We start from the raw sequence: 26,084 nt of genomic DNA, 5'->3' as shown, positions 1-26,084 counted from the left end.
TGCGAAGGATGGCGGCCATGCCCTCGAACGACTCCGACGATGCGGGCGCGTCCGCCAAGACGGTTGCGGCCCGCCTGACGGCGGCGGCCTGCCCCGTCTGCGGCAAGGCGACGACGGCGCGCTACCGGCCGTTCTGCTCCAAGCGCTGCGCCGACGTGGATCTGTCGCGCTGGCTGGGGGGCGGCTACGTGGTGCCCGGGCACGAGCCCGCCGACCCCGACGCCATGGCCGACGCGCTGAGGGATGCCGACACGACGCGGGAGGACTGAACCCGGCCGGTCTCATACCCCGCGATGATGAGGATCACTCCTGCGACGCGGGGTCGCCCCGGCGACCTGTCAGGATGAGTCTTTATTTTTATCGCCGCAGCGCCCCCTTGGGGCGCGCGGCTCCGCCGCCCCGGCCGCCCAAGTGCGGCCATCTGTAGAACGGCGCCGCGGTGCGGCGCCGAGGGCGCCGGCCCAGTCGGGCCGGTCGGCCGACGAAAAGGATGAACCTTTCCGTCGGCCGATCTCACGCCCCCGCCCGCGACAGGTCGAGCGTGACCATCAGGGGCGCATGGTCCGAGGGCGGCAGCCAGTCCCGGGCCTCGTGCAGCACCTCCCATCCCGCCAGCGCCGGGCCGAGCGGCGGCGTCACCCACACGTGATCCAGGCGGCGGCCCTTGTTGGCCGCGCGCCAGTCGCCGGCGCGGTAGCTCCACCACGTGAACACCGGCTGATCGTCGGGCACCTGGGCGCGCACCGCATCCACCCACAACAGGCTGGAGCGCAGCCGGCCCAGCCGCTCGATCTCCACCGGAGTATGGGTCACCACGCGGGACAGCCGCTTGTGGTCCCAGACGTCGCGCTCCAGCGGGGCCACATTGAAGTCGCCGCACAGCACGATGCGGTCCAGACGGCCGAACCAGCCCGCGTACCACTCCGCCAGATCGTCCAGGAACGCCAGCTTGTCGGCGAAGCGCGGGTTGGCCTCGGGGTCCGGCACGTCGCCGCCCGCCGGCACGTACAGGCAGTGGATGTCCAGATCCAGCGCCGGTACCTGGGCCAGGATCAGCCGGGCGTCCGGCTGGCCCCGGACGTCCTGGCGGCGGATGCCGTCCAACGGGTGCCGCGACAGGATGGCGACGCCGTTGTATCCGGGCCGCCCATAGACCGCCTGATGGGGATAGCCCATGGCCGCGATTTCCTCGGCCGGGAACAGGGCGTCGCGAACCTTGATCTCCTGCAGGCACAGCACGTCGGGCGCCGTCTCCTCCAGCAGGCGCAAGAGCTGGGGCAGACGGCGGCGAACCGAATTGACGTTCCAGGTGGCGAGGCGGACGAGGGTCACACGGCGGGCCGGGTCAGAGGGAGCGGACGCGGGCGCGGATCATGACGCGCCCGGGCGTGGATTTCCACCGGGAGGCTTGGTCGGAGGGGCCAGCGCCCGCGCCGTTTGCGCATCGGCGGCCCGCCGCACCCATAAGAGATGAGACCGCAACATCTATCGGGGCGATCAATGCGGCGCCTGTAGATATCCTGGCGTCATTCTGATCGGCGATGAACCGGACGCGTCCGCTTCATCGCCTCCGCCGCTTCGCGGCGCCGGCCCAGTCGGGCCGGCCGGCCGACGCAAAGGATGAACCTTTCCGTCGGCCGGTTTCATGGGCACCCGCGTGCCCATGTCGGGGCGATGCTGGCGGGGGCCGGGATCGGTGGGCAGCGGGCCGCGCGGGAAGACCGGCGGTCCATGAACGGGGGGGGTCCGTATGGGGCAGGATGTTTTCGAGGTGCGGCTGGACCTGTCGCGTCTGGCCAATGGGCAGATTGTGGGCGCGCGGCCGATGCCGCCGGCCCGGCTCGACAAGCCGGGGTTCATGACCACAAAGGCCATCGAGGCGTACGTCAACAGGCCGGGCGCCAAGGAATACGAAAAGGCCGTGCTGGCCTACGCTCAGACCGGCGGGCCGGCCAAGGTGACCGTGGTGAACCCGCCGCAATATCTGGCGCCCATGGTGCCGATGTCCCAGGGCCATACCTTCACGCTGGGCCTGGGCGGATCGGGCGGGATCGGAATCGGGGCGCAGGCGGCGGCCGGGTTCTTCGGCGCCAGCGTCTCGCCCTACTTCGGGGTGTTCTACTCTGTCGGCGGTGGCGCCGTTGCCGGGGCCGGGATTGGCGGCGGGGTGGATTTCGCCTGCTACTGGCGCCCACCCACGGTGCTCGGGGGCAACTGCTACGAGATCACCGTCGGCGGCGGGCCCGGAGTCTATGGTCAGGTCTCGTTTTTTTGGGAAGGCCAGTGGCCGAAGGTCGGCCAATGGGTCGGCTGGGGCTTCGGCTTCGGCAAGGGTGGGGGGCTGATCGTGGCCGCCACCTACAACTACGGCAACTACAAGGGCATCATCAAGTAGCGGTCCCTTGACGCAGGGCTCCGAACCCGGATGACCGTGCTGTGACACTGATGGGGTCAAACCCGCCTCACGAGGACCTTCGGTCGCTTCACTCCTTCAGGATGACACACTTTTAATAGACAGTGTCATCCTGAGCGCCCTAAGGGCGCGAGGAATCTCGTGATGGGGCACGAACCATGACACCCCTGTCATCTGGATTCCGAGCCCTGTCCCTTGACGCGATCGGGGGGCAGGCCAGGCCTGCCCCCCGGGTCGTCGGGGTCGACGGGATGAGGTCCCTACTCGCCACCGCCCAGCGAGTGGACGTAGACCGCAAGCTGCTTGATCTCCTCGTCGGACAGGCGGTTCTCCCACGGCGGCATGACGCCGTGCGTCGGGTTGCGCACCTGGGCCGCGATGTCGTCCTGTTCGCCACCGTACAGGAAGATGCGGTTGTTCAGAGGCGGGCCGCCCAGCATCGGCACGCCGCCGCCATCCGGCCCATGACACGCCACGCACTGCTGCGAGAACAGCGTCTGGCCCGGACCTTCCGCCGGCGCCTCGCCATGCGACAGGGCGTAGACGTAGCCGGCGACGGCCTCGATCTCCTCGTCCGTGAACCAGTCGTCGCCGAAGGCCGGCATGTAGTTGACCCGGGTGTCGTCGTTGTCCTGGTCGCGAATGCCGTAGCGGATGGTGGTCAGGATGGCGTCGGGCGTGCCGCCCCAGATCCACTCGTCATCCGCCAGGGTGGGATAGCCGTGAGCCCCGGCCCCGCCGGTCTGGTGGCAGGGCGCGCAGTTTTCCTTGAACAGCACCTCGCCGCCGCGCATGGCGTAGCTGCGCAGGGTGTTGTCCTCCAGGATGGCCGGCACCTCCTTGGCCGCGATCTGGGTCAGCCACTCCGAGCGGGACTCGCGGGCCTCTGCGAGGTTCTCTTCCAGCGCGGAGCGGGCGTTCCAGCCCAGCGCCCCGTTGAAGAACCCGGCCATGGCCGGCCAGGACGGATAGGCGATGGTGTACAGCACCGACCACCCGATCGTGATGTAGAACACCCAGACCCACCATTTGGGCAGCGGGGTGTTGAGTTCCTTGATGCCGTCCCACTCGTGGCCGGTGGTGTAGCGTCCGGTGATCTCGTCGCGTTCAGGATGATCGGCCATTGTCATTCTCCTCCACCGTCTCGTCATCCCGAAGCGGGATCATGGCGTCGTCCTTGAACCGATCCTTGTTCTTGGGCCGGTAGGCCCACCAGACGATGCCGAGAAACAGCAGCATCAACCACAGGCCCCAGAACTGCCGGAGAAAGTCCGAAAGCTGGTCCAGGGAGTCCATCGGTACCTCCAGACGGGGCGGGCGCCCCTAGCGAATCCAGTCTGCCTTGCGGGTCTCGTCCACGTCGGTGAAGTCCACCATCGTGCCCAGGACCTGCAGATAGGCCACCATCGCGTCCATCTCCGTGATGACGTCGGGATTTCCGTCCAGGTCGCCCAGCGCCATGGTCGTGACCTGATCCTCGGCCCGGTCGGGGCCGTAGGCGAAGTCCGAGTAGCGGGCCACCAGGGCTTCGGTGTCGGCATCCGGGGTGGCCTGGGCCTCCAGGTCGGCGACGGCGTTTTCGATGGCGCCGTCGATCGGGGTGTAGGTCTCGCCCCGGCCGACCAGATCCAGCGTCTTCATGTGCGCGTCGATGGTGGCGTAGTCCAGCGGCCGCGCGGCCAGATGGGGATAGCCCGGCATGATCGATTCCGGCACCACGGAGCGCGGGTCGATCAGGTGGCGCACATGCCATTCATTGGAGTACTTGCCGCCGACCCGCGCCAGATCGGGCCCAGTGCGCTTCGAGCCCCACTGGAACGGGTGGTCGAACTTGCTTTCGGCCGCCAGCGAGTAGTGCCCGTAGCGCTCGATCTCGTCGCGGAAGGGCCGCACCATCTGGCTGTGGCAGTTGTAGCAGCCCTCGCGCACATAGATGTCGCGGCCCGCCAGCTCCAGCGGGGTGTAGGGCCGCACCCCCTGCACGTTCTCGATCGTGGACTTGATCGAGAACAGGGGCACGATCTCCACCAGACCGCCGACCGCGACCGTCACGAAGATGCCGAGCACCAGCAGGAAGACGTTGGTTTCGAGCAGTTTGTGATGCTTGATGAGGCTCACCGATCCGTCCTCCCCTAGCCCTGCGCGCCGACGGCGGCGCCGGTCGCCGGCACGCTGTCCTGCGCGCCCTCGGCCACGTCACCCTTGATGGTGCGGTAGAAGTTGTAGGCCATGATGAGCGCCCCGATGATGAACAGCACGCCGCCGGTGGCGCGGATGATGTAGTAGGGGTGCATGGCCTCGACGGACTCGATGAACGAGTACTGCAGGAAGCCCAGGTCGTCGTACGCCCGCCACATCAGGCCCTGCATGATGCCCGAGACCCACATCGCGGTGATGTACAGCACGATGCCCAGGGTCGCGATCCAGAAGTGCAGCGACACCAGCTTCAGCGAGTACAGCGACTTGCGCTTCCACAGGGCCGGAACCATGAAGTACAGCGCGCCGAACGAGATGAAGGCGACCCAGCCCAAAGCGCCCGAATGCACGTGGCCCACGGTCCAGTCGGTGTAGTGCGACAGCGAGTTGACCGCCTTCAGGGACATCATCGGGCCCTCGAAGGTGGACATGCCGTAGAAGCCCACCGAGACCACCAGGAAGCGGAGCACCGGGTCGGTGCGCAGCTTGTCCCACGCCCCCGAGAGCGTCATCAGGCCGTTGATCATGCCGCCCCACGAGGGCATCCAGAGCATGACCGAGAACACCATGCCCAGCGTCTGCGCCCAATCGGGCAGCGCGGTGTAATGCAGGTGGTGCGGACCGGCCCAGATGTAGAGGAAGATCAGCGCCCAGAAGTGCACGATCGACAGCCGGTAGGAGTAGACCGGCCGGTTTGCCTGCTTGGGCACGAAGTAGTACATGATGGCCAGGAAGCCGGCCGTCAGGAAGAAGCCGACCGCGTTGTGCCCGTACCACCACTGGGTCATCGCGTCCTGCACGCCCGAGAGCAGCCCGTAGGACTTGGTCCACGAGTCGCCGCCCATCAGCGCCACCGGCACCGCCATGTTGTTGCCCAGGTGCAGCAGCGCGATGGTCACCATGAACGCCAGGAAGAACCAGTTGGCGACGTAGATGTGCGGCTCGCGGCGCTTCAGGATGGTGCCGATGAAGGCGGCCATGTACAGCACCCAGACCACCGTCAGGAACAGGTCGGCGTACCACTCGGGCTCGGCGTACTCCTTGCCCTGGGTGGCGCCGGTCACGTAGCCCAGCGCGGCGATCACGATGAAGATCTGGTAGCCCCAGAACACGATGTAGCCGAGCCCGTCGCCGCCGTAGAGCCGCGCCCGGCAGGTCCGCTGCACCACGTACAGCGAGGTGGCGAACAGCACGTTGCCGCCGAACGCGAAGATCACCGCCGAGGTGTGCAGCGGGCGCAGACGGCCGAATGTGGTCCACGGAAGATCCAGGTTCAGCGCCGGGAAGGCCAACTGCCAGGCGATGACGTCGCCCACCGTGAATCCGATGATGCCCCAGAATACGGACGCCAGGACGAACAGACGGACGGGACCCTCGACATAGAAGGTGCCGTCCGCCCGCGCGCCCTGCGCAGCGCCGTGTGCCATGGTCGCCTGCGTCAATGCCGCCTCCCGATCTCCGTTGCCTGGCTCGTTCCGGAGCCAGAGTACCGTGCATGCCGCGCGTTCGTGAAGACCACACCGTGCGCCGAGCCATTTTGTCGGCGCGGTGGGTCGCACGGCCCCACCCGAAAGAGTGGGATCCGGCGCGGAAAAGGGCGGACCCGGGGGAAGGCGTGCCGGGGCGAGAGTCCTCGCGGCGGGCGCGTCAATCCGAAACCCGTGCCGATCCGAACGATCATGGCCGGCCGCGGGCGCAAGGCCCCGCGCGGCCTGACCCTGCCGCCCCGTCCGGGTGGGTCGCCCCCCTGGACTCGGACCGGGCCGAGAGGATTTTCCGACCAAATCCCTCTGGTGACCGGCTCCCGATACCCTGGGCAACCGACCTGCCCATTCGAACGGGCCAAACTATTCCGCCCCGGGCCGGGCCGGCCATTGATCTGAATCAATTTTCCGCCAAAAATCGGCCTTTCTCTCGTCCCCCCTGGTGAACACCACAGGCCCGGCGGGCGGTCCGACCCTTGAGCGGGAGGGGGCCCCGGCAGTATACCAGCGTCACGCGACGGCACAGGCCGTCGGTGGGCTCCTGAACCGGGCGAAGGACGAGGCAGTCATGGCGAAAAGCGCGGACCTGATCGGCGACATGCCGGTGGGAACCTGGGTGGACCGGCTGGTGCCGGCGCCGATGCTGCCCTATGCCAAGCTGATCCGGCTGGACCGCCCCATCGGCTGGTGGTTGCTGCTGTGGCCCTGCTGGTGGAGCACCGCCATGGCCGCCGATGCCTCCACCGCCTATCTTCCGGACCCGGTGCTGCTGGTGCTGTTCCTGATCGGCTCGGTGGTCATGCGGGGGGCCGGCTGCACCTACAACGACATCGTGGACAAGGATTTCGACGCCAAGGTGGCGCGCACGGCGGCGCGGCCCATCGCCTCGGGCGCGGTCAGCCGCGCGCAGGCGCTGGCGTTCCTGATCGGGCTCGGCCTCATCGGGCTGGCCGTTCTCGTCTCGCTGAACCCGTTCGCGATCATGGTCGGGCTGGCCTCGCTGCCCCTGGTGTTCACCTATCCGTTCATGAAGCGCATCACCTACTGGCCGCAGGCGTGGCTGGGCATCACCTTCACCTACGGCGCCCTGATGGGCTGGGCCGGGGTGCGGGGCGAGCTGGACCCGGCCGCCTTCGCGCTCTACGCCGGGTGCTTCTTCTGGACGCTGCATTACGACACCGTCTACGCCCACCAGGACAAGGAAGACGACCTGATCGTGGGCGTGAAGTCCGCCGCGCTGGCCCTGGGCGAGAAGACGAAACCCGCGCTGCTGGTGTTCATCGCGGGCTTCATGGGCCTTGTCGCCCTGGCCGGCTGGCTGGCCGATCTGCACTGGGCGTTCTTCGCCCTGCTGGCGCTGCCGCTGGGCCACCTGCTGTGGCAGGCGCTGACGGTGAACATCCACGACACCCGTGACTGTCTGGCCAAGTTCAAGTCCAACCGGCACATGGGCTGGCTGCTGTTCGCCGCCATCATCGTCGGCCGCGTGCTGGCCGGGGACGGGGCCGCCTAGGCGGCCCGCTCCTCATGGCCAAAGCCCCCGCCCGCACCTTCGTCTGTCAGTCCTGCGGCGCCGTCACGGCCAAGTGGGCCGGCCGCTGCGAGTCGTGCGGCGAGTGGAACACCATCGTCGAGGAGGCCCCGCGCGAGGCCGCGCCCAAGGGGATCACCGCCGGCCAGGGCGGCCGGCGGCTGGGCTTCGTCGGCCTGAAGGGCGAGGGCAGGCCGCCGCCCCGCCGCCTCACGGGCATCGGCGAGCTGGACCGGGTCTGCGGCGGCGGGCTGGTGCCCGGCTCGGCCCTGCTGGTGGGCGGGGACCCGGGCATCGGCAAGTCCACCCTGCTGCTGCAGGCCGCCGCCGCGCTGGCCGGATCGGCGCCCGTGGCCTACATCTCGGGTGAAGAGGCGGTGGAGCAGGTCCGCCTGCGCGCCGCCCGCCTGGGGCTCGACGAGGCCCCGGTCTCGCTCGCCGCCGCCACCAGTGTGCGCGACATCGTCGCCAGCCTGGACGCGCCCGCCGGCCCGGACGGTCCGGGCGTGGTGGTGATCGACTCGATCCAGACCATGTACTCCGACACCCTCGACTCGGCCCCGGGCACGGTCGGGCAGGTGCGCACCTGCGCGCACGAACTGATCCGGCTGGCCAAGCGGCGCGGCTTCACCCTGTTCCTGGTCGGCCACGTGACCAAGGAGGGCACCCTGGCCGGCCCCCGCGTCATGGAACACATGGTCGATACCGTGCTGTACTTCGAGGGCGAGCGCGGCCACCCCTATCGCATCCTGCGCGCGGTCAAGAACCGCTTCGGCGCCACCGACGAGATCGGCGTCTTCGAGATGACCGACGCCGGCCTGATGGAGGTGGACAACCCCTCCGCCCTGTTCCTCGCGGAGCGGCGCGGCAACGTCTCCGGCGCGTGCGTGTTCGCGGGCATCGAGGGCAGCCGGCCCATGCTGGTGGAGATCCAGGCCCTGGTCGCCGCCGCCTCGGGCGGCTCACCCCGGCGCGCCGTGGTGGGCTGGGATTCGGGCCGGCTGGCCATGGTGCTGGCCGTGCTGGAGGCCCGCTGCGGCCTTGCCTTGGCGGGCCATGACGTATATCTCAACGTGGCCGGGGGCCTGAGGATCGGCGAGCCGGCGGCGGACCTGGCCGTGGCCGCCGCGCTGGTCTCGGCCGCCAGCGACACCGCCTTGCCGGCCGACCGGGTCGTGTTCGGCGAGATCGGCCTGTCCGGCGAGTTGCGCCCGGTCAGTCAGACCGATGCCCGCCTGAAGGAGGCCGCCAAGCTGGGCTTCTCGTCCGCCCTGGTGCCGGTCACCGCCGAGCGCCCGCGCGCGCGGCGGCGCGCGGCATCGCCCGAGACGGCCCGAAACGAGGCCGGTGGCCCGCCACTGGCCCGGCACGCCATCGGGCACGTGCAGGACCTGCTGGCGGCGCTGGGCGTGGACACCGCCGCGCAGGGCATCCCCGCGAAGGGCGCGGGCGAGACGGCCGGCCGGCCGACGAGGGATCAGGGGAGATAGCGGGATGGAGAACTGGCCGGTCAATCCGGTGGACATCGTCGTGCTGGTCGTGCTGCTGATGTCGGGCGCGCTGGCCTTCTTCCGCGGCTTCGTGCACGAGGTGCTGGGCGTGGGCGCGTGGATCGGCGCCATCCTGGCCGCCATCTACGGCCTGCCGGAGGCGCAGCCTTACGTCCGCCAGTACATCCCCATCGACTGGGTTGCCGATCTGGTGGCTGCCGTCGGCATCTTCCTGGTGGTGCTGGTGGCGCTGTCGATCATCACGGCGCTGATCGCGCGGCGGGTGCATGACAGCGCCCTGAATGCGCTGGACCGCACCCTGGGCTTTCTGTTCGGGCTGGCGCGCGGCGGGGTGATCGTGATCGTGCTGTACGTGGCCGGCTCGTGGCTGGTGCCGCGCGCGGAGCAGCCCGAATGGGTGCTGGAGGCGCGCAGCATGCCCTTCATCGACCAGGGCACGGCGACGCTGGTGGCGCTGCTGCCGCCCGACCTGATCGCGCCGCCCGAGGACGAAGAGGACCGGCAGACCGCCGGCGGCGCGGGCGAGGGCGGCGCGGCCGCGTCCAGCCCCGCCCTGGACGCCCAGCGCGCGTTCGAGGCCCTGCGCCGTCCCGAACCCGATGCCCAGGACCCGGCCGGCGCCGGCGAGGCCGGCGGCTACGACCCGGACCAGCGCCAGGGCATGGACCGTTTGATGGAGAGCACGCAATGACACTGACAGCGGCGTCCCAATCGGGGGGGCATGCGCCTCTCCTCGTTCCTCCGCCGCTGGCGTTCGACTCCCTCGCCGACCGGGCGCGTGACGAATGCGCCGTGTTCGGCGTGTTCGGCACCCCCGACGCCGCCGCCCATACGGCGCTCGGCCTGCATGCCCTGCAGCACCGCGGCCAGGAGGCCACCGGCATCGTCGCCCACGACGGCGAGCGCTTCAACGCGCACCGGGGGCTCGGCCATGTGGGCAAGGTGTTCTCGTCCAAGTCCCGCGACGTGATGGAGAGCCTGTCCGGGCACGCGGCCATCGGGCACAACCGCTACTCCACCACCGGCGCGCCCAATCCCCGCAACGTGCAGCCGCTGTTCGCCGAACTGGACCTGGGCGGCGTCGCCCTGGCCCACAACGGCAACCTGACCAACGCGCTGGCGCTGCGTCACGAGCTGATCGGACAGGGCTGCATCTTCCAGTCCACCACCGACACCGAGGTGATCCTCCACCTGATGGCCCGCACGTCCGGCCGGGTGGTGGAGCGCCTGACCGCCGCCCTGAAGCAGGTGGTCGGGGCCTACTCGCTGGTGGTGCTGACCAAACAGAAGCTGATCGGCGTGCGCGACCCCTACGGTGTGCGCCCCCTGGTCCTTGGCCGGCGCGGGGACGCCTATCTGCTGGCGTCCGAGACCGTGGCGCTCGACATCATCGGCGCCGATCTGGTGCGCGAGATCGAACCCGGCGAGATGGTCATCATCACCGAGGACGGCCTGGAAAGCCGCAAGCCGTTCTTCCCGGTCGCCCCCCGCCCCTGCCTGTTCGAGTACATCTACTTCGCCCGCCCCGACAGCATCATGGCCGGGCGCAGCGTCTACGAGGTGCGCAAGGCCATCGGTCGCGAACTGGCCGTCGAATGCCCGGCCGACGCCGACGTGGTCATTCCCGTGCCCGACTCCGGCGTGCCCGCCGCCATGGGCTTCGCCGAGGGCGCCGGGCTGCCCTTCGAACTGGGCATCATCCGCAACCACTATGTGGGCCGCACCTTCATCGAGCCGACGCAGGAGATCCGCCGTCTGGGCGTGCGCCTGAAGCACAACGCCAACAGCGCGGTCATCAAGGGCAAGCGGGTGGTGCTGATCGACGACTCCATCGTGCGCGGCACGACCTCGGTGAAGATCATCGAGATGGTGCGCGAGGCCGGGGCCGCCGAGGTGCACGTGCGCGTGGCCAGCCCGCCCATCCGCCATCCGTGCTTTTACGGCATCGACACGCCCGATCGGTCGGATCTGCTGGCCGCCCGCATGAGCGAGGAGGGCATGGCGAACTTCATCGACGCCGACAGCCTGGGCTTCGTCTCGCTGGACGGGCTGTATCGCGCCCTGGGCGAGCCGGAGGGCCGCGACCCGGCCCACCCCAAGTTCCTCGACCACTACTTCACGGGGGAATACCCCATCCGCCTGGTGGACGAGGAGGCCGGCAGCCGCGCCCGCCAGCAGCTCACCCTGTTGCGCGAGGCGGGGTAGAGGGGGCACAAACCAGCAATTCTCAGGGTGGAGGGAGAACATCGGTTGCGGCCGGTGCCGGCCTGTTCGCCTCCCCCCTTCGGGGGAGGTTGGGAGGGGGGCGCGTTCATTTCCGCACGGATCTCGCGAGCCGCGTCAATCCCACGGAATTTTTTCAACCCCACCCCAGCCCTCCCCTATCCAGGGGAGGGAGTCCGGTTCGCGCCTGAGGCTCACGGCCGTTCATTTCGGAGGCCGCGCGGCCAAAACGAGAACTGCTGGTCACGAACACCAGAACCCTGAAGCCGCTCTTGAACCGCCCCGGGATTCTCCTGCCTGACGCAGCCGGCCCCGCCGGGGCGGCGGTACGACCCCCGATCCCGGGTGCGTCTACTCGGCGGCGGCGACCGCGCCGGCCGCGTCCCGGGCCGGAACCTCGGCGGTGAACAGCTTGTACGTGATCGAGTCGTGCAACGCATTGTACGAGGCGTCGATCACGTTCGACGACACCCCCACCGTGGTCCAGCGCGCGCCGGTCGAGTCGGCGCTTTCGATCAGCACGCGGGTGATGGCGGCCGTGGCGGCGTCCGGCGTCAGGATGCGCACCTTGTAGTCCACCAGCCGCAGGTCGGAAAGCTGCGGATAGACCGGCATGAGCACCTTGCGCAGCGCCGCATCCAGCGCGTTCACCGGGCCGTTGCCCTCGGCGACGGTCATCAGGTGCTGATCGCCGATGACGGCCTTGATGGTGGCCTCGGACAGGGTGATGAGCTCGCCCTTGGCGTTCCAGCGGCGTTCGTCGATGACGCGGAAGCTGGACAGGCGGAAGTACTCCGGCACCCGGTGCAGCAGCCGCCGGGCCAGCAGCTCGAACGAGGCGCCGGCGCCGTCGTAGGCGTAGCCCTTGAACTCGCGCAGTTTCACCTCGTCCACCACGCGGGCCACCTTGGGCTCGTCCGGGTCCACCTCCAGGCCCACCTCGCGCAGCCGCGACAGCACGTTGGAGCGCCCGGCCTGATCGGACACCAGGATCTGGCGGCGGTTGCCCACCAATGCGGGGTCGATGTGCTCGTAGCAGCGCGGGTCCTTCTCGACGGCCGAGACGTGCAGCCCGCCCTTGTGCGCGAACGCCGAGACGCCGACGTAGGGCGCGTGGGTGTTGGGCGCGCGGTTCAGGCGCTCGTCCAGGGCGCGGGAGATCTCCGTCAGACGCGCCAGCCCGTCCGGGTTCAGGCCCACGTCGTAGCCCATCTTGAGCGTCAGGCTGGGAATGACGGAAATCAGGTTGGCGTTGCCGCAGCGCTCGCCCAGGCCGTTGATGGTGCCCTGGACCTGCCGGGCGCCCGCGCGGACGGCGGCCAGCGAGTTGGCCACGGCGTTGTCGGTGTCGTTGTGGCAGTGGATGGCCACCTGATCGCCCGGCACGCCGGCCGCGATCACGGCGGCGGTGATGGCCTCCACCTCGTGGGGCAGGGTGCCGCCGTTGGTGTCGCACAGCACGGCCCAGCGCGCGCCCGCGTCCAGGGCCGCCTTGAGGCACGAGACGGCGTAGTCCGGGTTCGCCTTGTAGCCGTCGAAGAAGTGCTCGGCGTCGTACATGGCCTCGCCCTTCTCGCGCACCATCAGCGCGATGCTGTCGGCGATCATGCGCACGTTCTCGTCCGGCTCGACGCCGAGGGCGACCTTGCACTGGAAGTCCCAGCTCTTGCCCACCAGCACGGCGACGGGGGCCTGGGCCTCCAGCAGGGCGCGAAGACCGGGATCGTTGTCGGCGCTGCGGCCGGCGCGCCGCGTCATGCCGAAGGCGCACAGGCGCGCCCGGGACAGCGTGGGCGGATTGGCGAAGAAGGTGTCGTCCGTGGGGTTGGCGCCGGGCCAGCCGCCCTCGATGTAGTCGATGCCCAGGCTGTCCAGCGAGCGGGCGACGGCCGCCTTGTCGGCGGCGGAGAAATCGACGCCGTGGGTCTGCGCGCCGTCGCGCAGGGTGCTGTCGAACAGATGGACGCGGGGGCTGCTCATCGCCGGGATGTCCTGCCGTGGGAAGACCGCAGGCGCGCCCCGGTCGCCGGCGGTCCGGCGGGCCGGGCGCTCGCCCGTGGCGCGGACAATGCAACAGGCCCGGGACCCGCGCAATGGGGAACCCGAGAGAGCGAAACCGGGAGGCGATGAAACGGACCCGTCCGCCTCATCGCCCCGGGCATTACCCCTCGATCTCGACCACGACGCGGCCGCGCACCTGACCCTTCATCAGGCGCCCGGCGGCGGGAATGGCGTCCGACAGGCCGATGGTCTCGGTCATGGCGTCCAGTTTGGCCGGGTCCAGGTGCTGCGCCATCAGGTCGTAGGCCGCGAGCCGCGCAGGCTTGGGCATGTAGACGCTCTCGATGCCGCACAGCTTGACGCCGCGCAGAATGAACGGCGCGACCGAGGACGGCAGGTCCATGCCGCCGGCCAGACCGCAGGCCGCCACCGGCGAGAAATACTTCATCTGCGACAGCACGTTGGCCAGGGTCACGCTGCCCACCGCGTCCACCGCGCCGGCCCAGCGCTCCTTGCCGAGCGGCTTGGCCGGGTTGGCGTACTCGGCCCGGTCCATCACGTCGGCCGCGCCCAGGCCCTTCAGGTAGTCCGCCTCGGCGGTGTTGCCGGTCATGGCGACCACCTCGAAGCCCTTGTTGGCCAGCAGGATGATCGCGACCCCGCCGACGCCGCCGGTGGCGCCGGTCACCAGCACCGGGCCCGTGTCGGGGGTCAGGCCCTGGCGCTCCAGCTCCAGCACGGACAGGGCGGCGGTGTAGCCGGCGGTGCCGATGGCCATGGCCTGGGCCGCGCTGAAGGCCGACGGCAGCGGCACCAGCCAATCGCCGGACACCCGCGCCCGCGCCCCAAGGCCGCCCCAGCGGGTCTCGCCCAGGCCCCAGCCGTTCAGCACCACCGCATCGCCGGCCTTGAAGTCGGCGTGGCGACTCTCGGTCACCGTGCCGGCGAAGTCGATCCCCGGGATCATCGGCCAGGACCGCACCACCGGCCCCTTGCCGGTGATGGCCAAACCGTCCTTGTAGTTCAGGGTCGAGTGGCTGACCGCGACGGTGACGTCGCCTTCGGGCAGGTCGGCCTCGTCGGCCTCGGTCACGGCGGCCTGGGTGGATTTATCCTCGGCACGGTTCAGGACAAGAGCCTTGAACATGGAGCACTCCCTTGTGTGGGTCGGATCGAGGGGGTCCGTAACCTTTTCGGCAGAATGGCGCCGGGTCAAGGCGCAAGCCCGCGAGTCGAGGCGGGACCGTTCGGCAGGCCGACGGGTTCAGTCGGCTGACGGACCGATCTCCACCCAGGTCACATGCCCCATCTTGCGGCCCGGCCGGGCCGCCCGCTTGCCGTACAGATGGAGCTTCGCGGCCGGGTCCGCCAGCAGGGTGTCCCAGGTGAACGCATCATCCCCCAGCAGGTTCCTCATGCGCACGGTCTCGCCCAGGCGCGCCGTGGACCCTAGCGGCAGGCCGCAGACGGCGCGGATGAACTGCTCGAACTGGTCGGTCACCGCGCCGTCCAGACTCCAGTGCCCGGAGTTGTGCGGCCGGGGCGCCATCTCGTTGGCCAGCAGCCGGCCGTCCCGCGTGACGAACAGCTCGACCGCCAGCAGACCGACCAGATCCAGCGCGTCGGCGGCGCGGACGGCCAGAGCGCGCGCGGCCGCGCGGGTCTCGTCGGGCAGCGGCGCCGGGGCGATGGTCGTGTCCAGGATATGGTGGATGTGGACGGTCTGCACGGGCTCGAAGGTGGCGGTGGTTCCGCCCGGCCCGCGCGCCACGATGACCGCCGCTTCCATCGCGAAATCGACGACCCCTTCCAGGACCGCCGCATCGGTGTCCAGCGCCGCCCAGGCCGCGGCCGGGTCCGCATCGGCGTCCAGGCGCATCTGACCCTTTCCGTCATAGCCCATGCGGGCGGTCTTCAGGATGGCCGGCCCGCCCAGCGCGGCCAGGGCCGCCCGCAGGTCGTCCGGCCCGTGGACCGACCGCCAGGGTGCGGTGTCGATGCCGGCATCATTGAGGAAGGTCTTTTCCCGGATGCGGTCCTGCGCCCTCTCCAGCACGGTCCACGACGGCCGCACCGGCCGGCGCGCGGCCAGCCAGGCCACGGCGGGGGCGGGCACGTTCTCGAACTCGAAGGTGACCACATCCACCGCCGCCGCGAACGTGGCCAGGGCCTCCGGATCGTCATAGGGGGCAACGATGGTCTCGCGCGCGACACGGGACGCCGGGCTGTCCGCCTCGGGCGTCAGGACCACGCAATCGTAGCCCAGGCGCGCGGCCGCCATGGCCGCCATGCGGCCGAGCTGGCCGCCGCCGATGATGCCGACCGTGCCACCGGGCGGGATGACGGTCATTGCGCACCTTCGGGCGGGTCCACGGGCTCCAGGGCGACCGCGTCCGTCTGGCGGGCGCGCCACGCATCCAGCGCCTCGGCCACGGCCGGATCCCGCAGCGCCACCACCGCCGCCGCCAGCAGGGCGGCATTCACGGCCCCGGCGCGGCCGATGGCCAGCGTGCCCACGGGCACGCCCGCCGGCATCTGCACGATGGACAACAGGCTGTCCAGGCCCTTCAGGGTGCGGCTTTCCACGGGCACGCCGAACACCGGCAGCGGCGTCATGGCGGCGCACATGCCGGGCAGATGCGCGGCCCCGCCGGCCCCCGCGATCACCACCTGAAGGCCGCGCGCCCTGGCCGTCTCGGCATACTCGTACAGCCGCCGGGGCGTGCGGTGGGCGGAGACGATGCGGACCTCGGCCGGCACGCCCAGCGCCGCCAGGGTGTCGGCGGCGTGGCGCATGGTCTCCCAGTCGGACTGGCTGCCCATGATGATCCCGACCCGGGGCGGCGCGGTCTCGGGCGTCGAAGCGGTGTGGTCGGTCATGCCGGCTCGCCGTACGGTGAAAGGGCGCGTGGAAGCCGCGCACCCTAGTGCAGATCGGGGGCCAAGGGAATCATTCCTTGTCCGCCCCCCGTGCGGGTCCGCGCCCGAGCGGGCGCCAACCCGAGCGGGCGCCAAAAGGGCCGCGCGTCTGCGCCATGGTGCGGCGCGGCAACAGGCGGGCCACGCGCCCGCCGACGCGGGTTGCCAAGCCCCGCGCGAAGGACTAAGAAGGCGCCCGCGTTCGCCCCAGCGCAGCCGGGGCGTTTTTTTGTCGTGTCCGCGCAGTCCCGACAGACTCACCAGAGACAACAGGAATCCCCCCCGATGGCCATCGAACGCACGCTTTCGATCATCAAGCCCGACGCCACCCGCCGCAACCTGACCGGCGCCATCAACGCCCGGTTCGAGGAGCGCGGCCTGCGCATCGTCGCGCAGCGCCGTCTCCGGATGACCAAGGCCGTCGCCGAGGGCTTCTACGCGGTCCACAAGGAGCGCTCGTTCTTCAACTCGCTGGTCGAGTTCATGTGCTCCGGGCCGGTGGTCGTGCAGGTGCTGGAAGGCGAGAACGCCGTGGCCCTGAACCGCGAGATCATGGGCGCCACCAACCCGGCCAACGCCGATGCCGGCACGATCCGCAAGGACTTCGCCGAATCCATCGAGGCGAACTCGGTCCACGGCTCCGATTCGCCGGAAAACGCGGCCAAGGAGATCGCCTACTTCTTCGCCGAGGTGGAGATCGTCGGCTAAGGCCGCCGCATCGTCCTGGCATATCGTCTAGAGACGCGGTCCCCGGCGGGGGCCGCGTCTTTTTTTGGGGGGGGCTCCGTCCGGACATGTTTGGTTTTTGTGATCGGCGTGGCACCCGGTGCGGTGCGCCGGGGCACAGATCGGAGGCGGGCCGAGCTATTTCCGTGCCCGCCATGCGTGTTTGTGCTAACCCTTATTGCGGGCGCATATCGACCAACGCGCGCTTGACATGCGAATCGGACGGCTCAGGCATGCCATGCGGCCATCTTGCGCACCCGGGGCGCGACTTGCTTTAATCACTTGGCCCATCCTTGATCCCTAGGAAGGGGGTGCGCTCCTGCGAACGGCGCAGCAGAGACATCGCGATCCATCCGAATGAATGACCCTCCGGCTGACGTCCAGGCCCGGCGGGGCCAGTGCATCGGGCGATCCGCGCCGTGGCGGGGTCGAGTTCGATCGGAGACGCCCTGGAATGCTCCTTGACCTGCGTGAAGTGGTTTTCAACCTGTCGGGCGTGCTGGATTTCGTGGGCGTCACGGACATCAACCACGGCAAGCGCGTCGCCTTCCTCAGCCACGCGATCGGGCAGACCCTCGGATTGAACCGCCACCACCAGGCCCGCCTGTTCGAGGCCGCGCTGCTGCACGACGCCGGCGTCTCCTCGACCCGCGAGCATCGCGTGCTCGTCTCCGCCTATGACATCCCCGACGCCTACGGGCACTGCGAACGCGGCCACGACCTGCTGTCCGGCTGCGCGCCCCTGGCCCACCTGGCGCCGCTCGTCGCCGGCCACCACTCGGCCTGGTTCGAACTGGCGGACGGCGCTCACGCGCTCGATCCGGACCAGCGGCTGAGCGCCAATATCATCTATCTGGCCGACCGTGTGGATGCGATGCTGACCGGAGACGACCTGACCGACCCGCTCATGCGGCGCGACGAGATCCTGGGCGTGCTGGACCGGGAGTCCGGGGACCGCTTCGCCCCCGATGTGGTCGAGGCCTTCCGCGCCGCCGCGTCCCGGGATGCGCTGTGGTTCGGTCTGGATGCCGACGCGCTGCCCATCGAACTGGCGCCGATGGCCCGCGACGGCCGCTACACCCTGGTGTCGTTTCCGGTGCTGACCGAACTGGCGTCCATCTTCGCCCACATCGTGGACGCCAAGTGCCGCTTCACCGCCACCCACTCGGTGGCCGTGGGCGCCATCTGTGCGCGGCTGGCCGCGCTGGCCGGGCTGAACGAGGACCAGCAGCGCAAGGTCCAGATCGCAGGCCTGCTGCACGACATCGGCAAGCTGCGCATTCCGGACACGATCCTGGAGAAGTCCGGCCCGCTGGACGCGGCCGAGCGGGCCACGATGAACCGGCACGCCTATTACACCCATCAGATCCTGCGCCAGATCCAGGGCTTCGAGGACATCGCCGAGTGGGCCGGCAGCCATCACGAGGCGCTGGACGGCAGCGGCTACCCCTTCGGCAAGAGCGCGCCGGACCTGCCCACGGAAAGCCGCATCGTGGCGGTCGCCGACGTGTTCCAGGCCCTGGCCCAGACCCGCCCCTACCGCGAGGCGATGCCCATGGCCCGCATCCGGGAGATCCTGGGCGACATGGCGCGCGCCCGCAAGCTGGACAGCGATCTGGTGGGCCTGGCCATCGACCACGCCGACACCCTCACGGCCTGCGGACGGGGCGGCGTGTGCCTCGATCAGGTGGCCATGTCGAGAAGGGCGTCCAGGTCCAGGTTGGCCTCCACGTGGGCCGCCAGATCGTCGAGGGCCTGTTCCACCCGCGCGTCGTAGTTCATCCGGGCCGCCTCGCCGCCCATGCGGGCGATCCAGTGCGCGCGGAAGGCGTCGCCGCCGAACAGGCCGTGGACATAGGCCCCCATCACCCGCCCGTCGGCGGAGATGGCGCCCTCCGCCCGGGCCGGGCCGTCGTCCGGGGTCTCCGACAGCCGCAGCCACGGCCGGTCCAGGCCGGCGCCGGCGGTGCGCCCCATGTGCATCTCATAGCCGGTCACCGGACAGCCGCTCTCGGCGTCATGAAGCGCCAGATCGATCAGGCGCTTGTCGCCGCCGATTTCGGTCTCGATGTCCAGCAGGCCCAGACCGTCCGTCTCGCCGGGCGGTCCCTCGATGCCCTGGGGATCGCGCACCACCCGGCCCAGCATCTGGAAGCCCGCGCACAGCCCCACCACGTGGCCGCCCTGGCGCACGTGGGCGCGGATGTCGATATCCCAGCCCTCGCGGCGCAGCACGTCCAGGTCCGCCCGGGTCGCCTTGGAGCCCGGCAGGATGATGACGTGGGTGTCGCGCGGGATCGGCATGCCCGGCTGGACCCAGGAGACCGAGACCCCCGGCTCCGCCGCCAGCGGGTCGATGTCGTCGAAGTTGGCGATGCGCGACAGGCGCGGCACGGCGATGCGCAGGTCGCCCGCGCCGGGCTCCGCCGGGCGCTCCAGCGCCAGCGAGTCCTCGGCCGGCAGCCGCGCGCCGCCCTCGAACCACCGCACCACCCCAAGGAACGGCCAGCCGGTGCGCTGGGTGATGGTGTCGCACGCGGGCTCGAAGATGGTGAAGTCGCCCCGGAACTTGTTGATGAGGTAGCCGCGCACGCGCGCGTTGTCCTCCGGGCGCAGCAGGGCATGGGTGCCCACCAGCGCCCCCATGGTGCCGCCGCGGTCGATGTCGGACAGGAACACCACCGGCAGGTCGGCCCTCTCGGCGAGGCGCATGTTGGTGATGTCCGAATCCCGCAGATAGACCTCGGCGCCCGAGCCCGCGCCCTCGACAATCACCAGATCGGCATCGGCGCGCAGCTTCTCCAGGCTGCCCAGCACCGACGGCATCAGGGCATGGCGCATGCGGTGATAGACCCGGGCCGGGCAGTTGCCGAGCACGCGCCCTCGCAGAACGACTTGCGCGCCAATCTCGGTCTGCGGCTTGAGCAGCACCGGGTTCATGTCGATGGACGGCGCCTGCCGGCAGGCCCGCGCCTGCAGGGCCTGGGCGCGGCCGATCTCGCCGTGGGGCCAGGTGCCATCCGGGTTGGGCAGCGCATCGCTGTCCACCGCCACGGCGGCGTTGTTGCTCATGTTCTGCGCCTTGAACGGGCGCACGTCGAGGCCGCGCCGGGTGAAGGCGCGGCACAGGCCGGCCACCAGCAGGCTCTTGCCCACGTCGGAACTGGTGCCCTGGATCATCAGCGCCCGCGCCCGTTTCTTGGCGCCCGGCGGCGGTTTGGGGATCGGCAGGTCCTCGGGAATCGCGGGAACGGGGGGCAGGGGCTTGGACGACACGACGTTCATGATGACCGGCAATCACGGGGAGAGGGAGCGGCGGACAATGCCCCATCACCCGCCCCGGATCAACGCCCCAGGCGGGCCTCAACAGGGCGATCGGGTGACGGCACGCGTGGCGCAACGCGAGACGCCGTGGAGCCGGGTCGCGCCGAAGGCGCAACCCGCCGCATCGCCGCCGCGCGCCGTCCCTCGGCCCGCTCGGAGTCCCTAGAACCCCATCATCGGGGCCATCATGCGCGGCACCCAGCCCGAGAACCGCAACGGCGCATCGGTGCCGATGATGCAGATGCAGTCCTCGCCCGAATCGGCGATCGGCTGGTGGCTGCCGTCGCGGTCGATCTCGGCCAGGTCGCCGGCGGTGAACCGGCCCTGCTCGTCGGTGAACGAGCCCTGCAGGACCACGGTCAGTTCCAGACCCTCGTGCCCGTGATGGGGCAGCACGCGCCCCGGCGCGATCCGCAGCATGCGGGCGGTGTCCCGGCCGCGCGGGCGCTGCATCAGGTCGAGCTGACGCACCCCCGGGCCGACCCACTGCCAGCGGGCGCCGGCCAGATCGCTGACGTAGGACTTCAACGGCGCGGGCAGCGCGATGCCGCCCTGAACCGCGCGGGCCGGCGACGAGGCGGGACGGCGGCGCGTCACCGACGGCGGCGCCGGGCGCCGGGCCTCCGGCGCGGGCGCGTCCAGGCGACCCAGCAGCGCATCCAGCGCGCCGTCGCGCATCACGACGGGCGCGCTCTCCTCCATCACGGCGCCGCCCACGGCCTCGGCCTCCGCCACCGCCGCGCGGCAGTCCGGGCAGTAGGTCAGGTGCGTGGCCATGAGCAGCGACAAGCCCTCGCCCAGATGCCCGGCGGCATAGGCGAGGAGCAGTGCCTCGCTGGGGTGATGCTTGACGGTCATGCGAATTCATCTCCAACAAGCGCCTTGACCTTGCGGAAGGCCAGACGCAGACGCGATTTCACGGTGCCCAGCGGAATGCCGAGACGGTCGGCGATGTCCGAATGGGAAATGTCCTCGAAGAATGACAGCGTCAGCACTTCCACCTGTTCCGGCGGCAGCGTGGCCATGGCCTCGCGAATCCGGACCTGGATCTGGGCCGTGGACATTTGCGTCTCGGCGCAGGGTTCGGGCTCGCCCACCAGCAGCGGATCGTTGGCGTCCGGCTCCGGCCGCCGCTCCCGGCGCAGCACATCGATGCGGCGGTTCCGGGCGATGGTGAAGATCCAGGTGCTCGCGGCCGCCTTGACCGGGTCGAACTGACCCGCCTTGCGCCACACCGTCAGCATGACATCCTGGGCCAGATCGTCCGCCTCGCTGTCGCTGGCCCCCTGTCGCATCAAAAAGCCCTTGATGCGCGGGCCGAAGTGCTCGAACAGGCGCACGAAGGCGGTCTGATCGCGGTGTTCGGCGATCGACCGCACCATGCCGGCCAACGCCTCGCCATCCATCGCGACACTGGTCATGGCCGCACCGCGCGCGGCATCCGGTTGGCCGGCGCGGCCTCGCGGTGTCTGACGGGCGGCAGGTCCCGACGGGGGACGAGAGAGCGTGTCATTCATCATGACCCTTATACGCTGCATGTGAGCCGTGGATCAGACCGCGCGGCCGCTTTTTCCGCCGTCCTGTCCTTTTGCGTCGAACCCCTCCGTCCGCAGGAGATGATTGGACCGAACGCGTCGGGTTTCAAGCCCGGAAGCGATGTCGCGTTTCCCCGCGCCGCATGGTGATCCGGCGGCGATGTCCTACCGTAGCCTGTGGGTTATCGCCGGGACACCGGGGCCGGGTTGGCGCGGACAGAACGCCTGCACCCCGCTCAGACCCTCCACTTCCAGCGCGATGGGCCAGACCGATGGGGATCTTTCCGAATATGACCGCACAGCCTGCAGACCACGACCGCGGCGCCTCCGCCCCGAGCGGACCGCGCCGCCGCATCGCCGTGGTGGGGACCGGCATCGCCGGCATGAGCGCCGCGTGGCTGCTGTCCAAGGCCCACGACGTGACCGTGTTCGAGCGCGGCGATTACATCGGCGGCCATTCCAACACCGTCGAGGCGCCGGGGCCGAACGGCCAGCCGATCGCCGTGGACACGGGCTTCATCGTCTACAACACGGTGAACTATCCCAACCTGGTGGCCCTGTTCGAGCATCTGGGCGTGCCCACGCACGAAAGTGACATGAGCTTCGCCGCGTCGCTGGACAGCGGCCGCCTGGAATACGCCGGCACCGGCCTGGGCGGGCTGCTGGCCCAGCCGGGCAACGCCCTGCGGCCGCGCTTCTGGTCCATGATCCGCGATCTGATGCGCTTCTACCGCGAAGCCCCCGCCTTCCTGGAGGACCCGCGCGCCCGCCGGGTGACCCTGGGCGAATACCTGACGGCCCACGGCTACGGACAGGCCTTCGTCGAGGACCACCTGCTGCCCATGGGCGCCGCCATCTGGTCCACGCCGGTCGCGGACATGCGCGCCTATCCCGCCGCCGCCTTCATCCAGTTCTTCGTGAACCACGGCCTGCTGAAGCTGCGCGACCGGCCCGCGTGGCGCACCGTCACCGGCGGCAGCCGCGAATACGTCAAGCGGCTGACGGCCTCGTACGTGGACCGCATCCACCTGAACGCCAAGATCACCCGCATCCGGCGCGTGCAGGGCGGCGTGATGCTGGAGGACCTGCGCGGCGAGACGCACGTGTTCGACGATGTGGTCCTGGCCTGCCACGCCGACGAGGCGCTGTCGCTGCTGTCCGACGCCGACGACCGCGAGCGCACGGTTCTGGAGGGGTTCACCTACACCCGCAACCGGGCGATCCTGCATTCCGACCCCAGCCTGATGCCCAAGGCCCGCCGGGCGTGGTCGAGCTGGAACTTCATCGGCACCCGCGACGCCCAGGGGCGCGATCAGGTCTGTGTGACCTACTGGATGAACCGCCTGCAGGGCCTGGACGACAAGGCCCCCCTGTTCGTCACCCTCAACCCGCCGCGTGAGCCGGCGGACGGCACGGTGATCCGGGGCTTCCTGTACGATCATCCGCTGTACGACCGCGCCGCCCTGGCCGCGCAGGAGCAGGTCTGGCGTCTGCAGGGCCGCCGCCGGACCTGGTTCTGCGGGGCCTACATGGGGGCGGGCTTCCACGAGGACGGCCTGCAGGCGGGCCTCGCGGTGGCCGAGGCCCTGGGCGGCGTGCGCCGGCCCTGGACCGTGCCGAACGAGAGCGGCCGCATCCGCCTGGGCGAGGCGCTGGCGGGCGCCGACGCCGACGAGGCGGACCCGCGCCTGCGGCGCGGCGACCGGGGCGCCCGGGGCGACGAGGCGGCGGCATGACGGTCACGCCACCCGCGTCCGCAGCGCCCGACTCCGGGTTCGCGTCCGCCCTGTACCGGGGCGTCGTGCTGCACCGACGCCTGAAGCCCCGCCAGCACCGCCTGCGCTATCGCGTGTTCTCGCTGCTGCTGGACCTGGACGAACTGCCGGCCCTGGACCGCGCGGTCCGGGGCTTCGGCTACAACCGATTCGCGCCGCTCGGCTTCCACGACCGCGACCACGGCCCGGGCGACGGCCAGCCGCTGCGCCCCTGGGTCGAGGCCACCCTGGCCGCCGAGGGCATCGACCTGGACGGCGGCGCGATCCGGATCCTGTGCTATCCGCGCCTGTGGGGCTACGTCTTCAATCCGCTGACGGAATACTTCTGCTACCACCGGGACGGACGCCTCGCCGCCGTGCTGCACGAGGTGAACAACACCATGGGCGAGCGGCACTGCTACCTGATCCCGGTCGCGCCGGACGAAGCGGCGGGCGGCGTGGTGCGCCAGACCTGCGCCAAGCGCTTCTACGTCTCGCCGTTCATCGCCATGGAGACGACCTATCACTTCAAGATCCGGCCGCCGGGCGAGCGCATCGCGGTGGCCATCCAGCAGACCGACTCCGAGGGCCCGCTCCTGCACGCCTCGTTCACCGGGCGCCGCGCGCCCCTGACGAGCCGGGTGCTGGCGGGGGCCATAGCCCGCCACCCCCTGATGACCCTGAAGGTGATCGTCGGCATCCATTGGGAGGCCCTGCGGCTGTGGCTGAAGGGCGTGCGCCTGGCTCGTCGCGATCCGGCCCCGTCCCATCTGGTCACCGCGGTCAACCCCGACGGGACGGCGCTTTCCGCCGCGCCGACCGCCTCCACCCCGGGCGCGCCGCGCCTCGCCGGCTCCTGACGAAGAAAAGAGAACCGCCGCCATGTCCGACCGTTCCGCTTCCGCCAGTGCCACCGCCGCGACGGCGTCCCTGTCCCTGCCCCGCCTGCCCCGGGTGCTGCCCGGCGAGGGCGCCCTGTGGCTGTTCGCCCTGGACCGCCTGGGCCGCCGCCTGCGCCGGGGCCGCCTGACCCTGATCCGGCCCGACGGACGCCGCCGGGTCTATGGCGGCCGCGAGCCCGGTCCCGACGCCACGGTGCTGATGCGCTCGCCGGTGACCGCCCGCCGGCTGCTGCTGGGCGGCGCCGTCGGCTTCGGCCAATCCTTCGTGGACGGCCTGTGGGATACCCCGGACCTGGAAAGCGTGCTCAAGCTGGCCCTGGTCAACAACGACCACCTGTCGATCGCCCGCCTGGGCTCCAAGGGCGGCCGGCTGGTTCATGCCCTGCGCCACCGCCGCAACGCCAACACCCGCGCCGGCAGCCGGCGCAACATCGCCTATCACTATGACCTGGGGAACACGTTCTACGGGGCGTGGCTGGACCCCTCCATGACCTACTCGGCGGCCCTGTGGGCGCGCCCCGACGACTCGCTGACCGAGGCCCAGGCGAACAAGTACCGCCGCATGTGCCGCGACCTGGACCTGAAGCCCGGCCAGCACGTGCTGGAGATCGGCTGCGGCTGGGGCGGCTTCGCCGAGGTGGCCGCCGGCGAGTTCGGCGCCCGCGTCACCGGCATCACCCTGTCGCGCGAGCAGCTCGCCTATGCCCGGGCGCGGATGCAGAAGGCCGGCCTGGCCGACCGGGTGGCCTTCGAGTTCATCGACTACCGCGACGTCCAGGGCCGGTTCGACGCCATTGCCTCCATCGAGATGTTCGAGGCGGTGGGCGAGGCGCACTGGCCGGTCTACTTCGACACCCTGCGCGAGCGCCTGAAGCCGGGTGGGCGGGCCGCGCTGCAGGTCATCACCATCGACGAAAGCCGGTTCGAGGATTACCGCCGGGGCGCGGACTTCATCCAGACCTACGTGTTCCCGGGCGGCATGCTGCCCACGAAGACCCACCTGCGCGCGGGCCTGACGGACGCCGGGCTGACCGTGGCCGACGAGCGGGCCTTCGGCCCGGACTACGGCCGCACGCTGGGCCTGTGGCGGGGCGCGTTCGAGGCCGCGTGGCCGGACATTCTGGCGTCGGACACCGGCTTCGACGAACGCTTCCGGCGGCTGTGGCTGTACTACCTGGGCTACTGCAAGGCCGGGTTCGAGCACGGCAGCATCGACGTCGTCCAGGTCCGGGCGGACCGGCCGGCATGACGGCCAGGTCTCCGAACTCGGATTGCCGGTTTGTGACACGGAGGACGGGGGACTCCACCTCACGAGATCCTTCGGTCGTTTCACTCCCTCAGGATGACTCTCTCAAATTGAACGTCGTCATCAACTCAGTTTGTGGCGGGTTCGGGCTGAGGCCGGAGGACCGCGTTTGCGATGGTGACGAGCTTTCTGGCAACGGCGAGGAGTGCGCCTTTTGGTGTCTTTTTGTTTCCGATAAGCCGTTCGTAGAAGGCCTTGAGGTCGGGGTTGTATCGCACGGCGGAGAGCGCGGCCATGAAGAGCTTGGATCGCAAGGCGC

General features: G+C 70.3%; 23 protein-coding genes and 1 pseudogene. 11 read left to right on the top strand and 13 right to left on the bottom strand.

The features are described from left to right. Positions 1-17 precede the first annotated feature (17 nt). Positions 18-269, top strand: a complete 252-nt coding sequence (locus GHC57_RS10445; protein WP_153343917.1) for a DNA gyrase inhibitor YacG — start codon at positions 18-20, stop codon at positions 267-269. Positions 270-513: 244 nt separating this feature from the next. Here GHC57_RS10445 and GHC57_RS10440 read toward each other — a convergent pair whose 3' ends face one another. After that, complete coding sequence (locus tag GHC57_RS10440) at positions 514-1,332, bottom strand: exodeoxyribonuclease III (protein WP_170294823.1); 819 nt, start codon at positions 1,330-1,332, stop codon at positions 514-516. 418 nt (positions 1,333-1,750) lie between these two features. Between GHC57_RS10440 and GHC57_RS10435 the strand changes: the two genes are divergently transcribed. Then, positions 1,751-2,395 carry a hypothetical protein gene (locus tag GHC57_RS10435; RefSeq protein ID WP_153343915.1) on the top strand — a complete coding sequence of 215 codons (645 nt, stop codon included), beginning with the start codon at positions 1,751-1,753 and terminating at the stop codon, positions 2,393-2,395. 278 nt (positions 2,396-2,673) lie between these two features. Here the strand turns inward: GHC57_RS10435 and ccoP are convergent, their stop codons facing one another. Genes ccoP through ccoN form a run of 4 tightly spaced genes read right to left on the bottom strand, consistent with a single transcriptional unit; the run spans position 2,674 to position 6,036 of the window. Beyond that, positions 2,674-3,537 carry a cytochrome-c oxidase, cbb3-type subunit III gene (gene ccoP / locus GHC57_RS10430; protein WP_153343913.1) on the bottom strand — a complete coding sequence of 288 codons (864 nt, stop codon included), beginning with the start codon at positions 3,535-3,537 and terminating at the stop codon, positions 2,674-2,676. Next, a complete protein-coding gene (locus GHC57_RS10425) occupies positions 3,521-3,709 on the bottom strand; it encodes a cbb3-type cytochrome oxidase subunit 3 (RefSeq protein ID WP_153343911.1) in 189 nt (62 codons plus the stop codon). Before GHC57_RS10425 ends, ccoP begins: the two co-directional genes overlap by 17 nt. Positions 3,710-3,736: 27 nt before the next feature. Beyond that, positions 3,737-4,531, bottom strand: coding sequence for a cytochrome-c oxidase, cbb3-type subunit II (ccoO, locus tag GHC57_RS10420; RefSeq protein ID WP_170294822.1), 795 nt, complete (start codon positions 4,529-4,531; stop codon positions 3,737-3,739). 14 nt (positions 4,532-4,545) lie between these two features. After that, a complete protein-coding gene (gene ccoN / locus GHC57_RS10415) occupies positions 4,546-6,036 on the bottom strand; it encodes a cytochrome-c oxidase, cbb3-type subunit I (RefSeq protein WP_246152252.1) in 1,491 nt (496 codons plus the stop codon). A 625-nt stretch (positions 6,037-6,661) separates the two neighbouring features. On the opposite strand from ccoN, the gene ubiA reads away from it, so the two are divergent. The 4 genes from ubiA to purF are packed head-to-tail and all read left to right on the top strand — an operon-like array spanning position 6,662 to position 11,340. Next, on the top strand, positions 6,662-7,606 hold the full coding sequence (gene ubiA / locus GHC57_RS10410) for a 4-hydroxybenzoate octaprenyltransferase (protein ID WP_153343907.1): 945 nt from the start codon (positions 6,662-6,664) through the stop codon (positions 7,604-7,606). Between the two features lie 14 nt (positions 7,607-7,620). After that, positions 7,621-9,114, top strand: a complete 1,494-nt coding sequence (gene radA / locus GHC57_RS10405; RefSeq protein WP_153343904.1) for a DNA repair protein RadA — start codon at positions 7,621-7,623, stop codon at positions 9,112-9,114. 4 nt (positions 9,115-9,118) lie between these two features. Further along, the gene (locus tag GHC57_RS10400; RefSeq protein WP_153343902.1) at positions 9,119-9,826 is read left to right on the top strand and encodes a CvpA family protein; all 708 of its coding nucleotides are present in this window, start codon (positions 9,119-9,121) and stop codon (positions 9,824-9,826) included. After that, entirely contained in the window at positions 9,823-11,340 is a 1,518-nt protein-coding gene (gene purF, locus GHC57_RS10395; RefSeq protein WP_153343900.1) for an amidophosphoribosyltransferase, read from the top strand. Before GHC57_RS10400 ends, purF begins: the two co-directional genes overlap by 4 nt. Before the next feature lie 369 nt (positions 11,341-11,709). Here the strand turns inward: purF and cimA are convergent, their stop codons facing one another. The 4 genes from cimA to purE form a co-directional block, all read right to left on the bottom strand. Then, a complete protein-coding gene (cimA, locus tag GHC57_RS10390) occupies positions 11,710-13,338 on the bottom strand; it encodes a citramalate synthase (RefSeq protein WP_153343898.1) in 1,629 nt (542 codons plus the stop codon). A gap of 181 nt (positions 13,339-13,519) precedes the next feature. Beyond that, positions 13,520-14,506, bottom strand: coding sequence for an acrylyl-CoA reductase (NADPH) (acuI, locus tag GHC57_RS10385; protein ID WP_153343896.1), 987 nt, complete (start codon positions 14,504-14,506; stop codon positions 13,520-13,522). A 117-nt stretch (positions 14,507-14,623) separates the two neighbouring features. Beyond that, positions 14,624-15,709, bottom strand: a complete 1,086-nt coding sequence (locus tag GHC57_RS10380; protein ID WP_153343894.1) for a 5-(carboxyamino)imidazole ribonucleotide synthase — start codon at positions 15,707-15,709, stop codon at positions 14,624-14,626. After that, positions 15,706-16,239, bottom strand: a complete 534-nt coding sequence (purE, locus tag GHC57_RS10375) for a 5-(carboxyamino)imidazole ribonucleotide mutase (RefSeq protein WP_153343892.1) — start codon at positions 16,237-16,239, stop codon at positions 15,706-15,708. Before purE ends, GHC57_RS10380 begins: the two co-directional genes overlap by 4 nt. A gap of 324 nt (positions 16,240-16,563) precedes the next feature. Here purE and ndk point away from each other — a divergent pair, with 324 nt between their 5' ends. After that, positions 16,564-16,986, top strand: a complete 423-nt coding sequence (ndk, locus tag GHC57_RS10370) for a nucleoside-diphosphate kinase (RefSeq protein WP_153343890.1) — start codon at positions 16,564-16,566, stop codon at positions 16,984-16,986. A gap of 472 nt (positions 16,987-17,458) precedes the next feature. Further along, positions 17,459-18,781 (top strand): HD domain-containing phosphohydrolase, encoded by a 1,323-nt coding sequence (locus GHC57_RS10365; RefSeq protein ID WP_170294821.1) that lies wholly within the window; start codon positions 17,459-17,461, stop codon positions 18,779-18,781. Here the strand turns inward: GHC57_RS10365 and GHC57_RS10360 are convergent. The 3 genes from GHC57_RS10360 to GHC57_RS10350 form a co-directional block, all read right to left on the bottom strand. Further along, on the bottom strand, positions 18,688-20,289 hold the full coding sequence (locus GHC57_RS10360) for a cobyric acid synthase (RefSeq protein WP_153343886.1): 1,602 nt from the start codon (positions 20,287-20,289) through the stop codon (positions 18,688-18,690). The two genes, GHC57_RS10365 and GHC57_RS10360, sit on opposite strands and share 94 nt — an antisense overlap. Positions 20,290-20,490: 201 nt before the next feature. After that, positions 20,491-21,186 (bottom strand): ChrR family anti-sigma-E factor, encoded by a 696-nt coding sequence (locus GHC57_RS10355; protein ID WP_153343884.1) that lies wholly within the window; start codon positions 21,184-21,186, stop codon positions 20,491-20,493. After that, the gene (locus GHC57_RS10350; RefSeq protein WP_246152251.1) at positions 21,183-21,749 is read right to left on the bottom strand and encodes a sigma-70 family RNA polymerase sigma factor; all 567 of its coding nucleotides are present in this window, start codon (positions 21,747-21,749) and stop codon (positions 21,183-21,185) included. Before GHC57_RS10350 ends, GHC57_RS10355 begins: the two co-directional genes overlap by 4 nt. 404 nt (positions 21,750-22,153) lie before the next feature. On the opposite strand from GHC57_RS10350, the gene GHC57_RS10345 reads away from it, so the two are divergent. From GHC57_RS10345 to GHC57_RS10335, 3 genes are read left to right on the top strand one after another with little or no spacing between them, the layout of a single operon-like run. After that, positions 22,154-23,599 carry an NAD(P)/FAD-dependent oxidoreductase gene (locus tag GHC57_RS10345; protein ID WP_153343882.1) on the top strand — a complete coding sequence of 482 codons (1,446 nt, stop codon included), beginning with the start codon at positions 22,154-22,156 and terminating at the stop codon, positions 23,597-23,599. Further along, entirely contained in the window at positions 23,596-24,477 is an 882-nt protein-coding gene (locus GHC57_RS10340) for a DUF1365 domain-containing protein (protein WP_153343880.1), read from the top strand. Before GHC57_RS10345 ends, GHC57_RS10340 begins: the two co-directional genes overlap by 4 nt. A gap of 22 nt (positions 24,478-24,499) precedes the next feature. Then, positions 24,500-25,768 (top strand): class I SAM-dependent methyltransferase, encoded by a 1,269-nt coding sequence (locus GHC57_RS10335; protein WP_153343878.1) that lies wholly within the window; start codon positions 24,500-24,502, stop codon positions 25,766-25,768. 125 nt (positions 25,769-25,893) lie between these two features. Here GHC57_RS10335 and GHC57_RS19550 read toward each other — a convergent pair. Next, positions 25,894-26,084: pseudogene (locus tag GHC57_RS19550) on the bottom strand (IS110-like element ISEc32 family transposase); the annotation flags it as partial.

This window comes from Roseospira navarrensis (assembly GCF_009601025.1).
Taxonomy (GTDB): Bacteria; Pseudomonadota; Alphaproteobacteria; order Rhodospirillales; family Rhodospirillaceae; genus Rhodospira; species Rhodospira navarrensis.
Note: the sequence above shows the minus strand (reverse complement) of the source record. Positions and strands in the feature narration are given on the sequence as shown.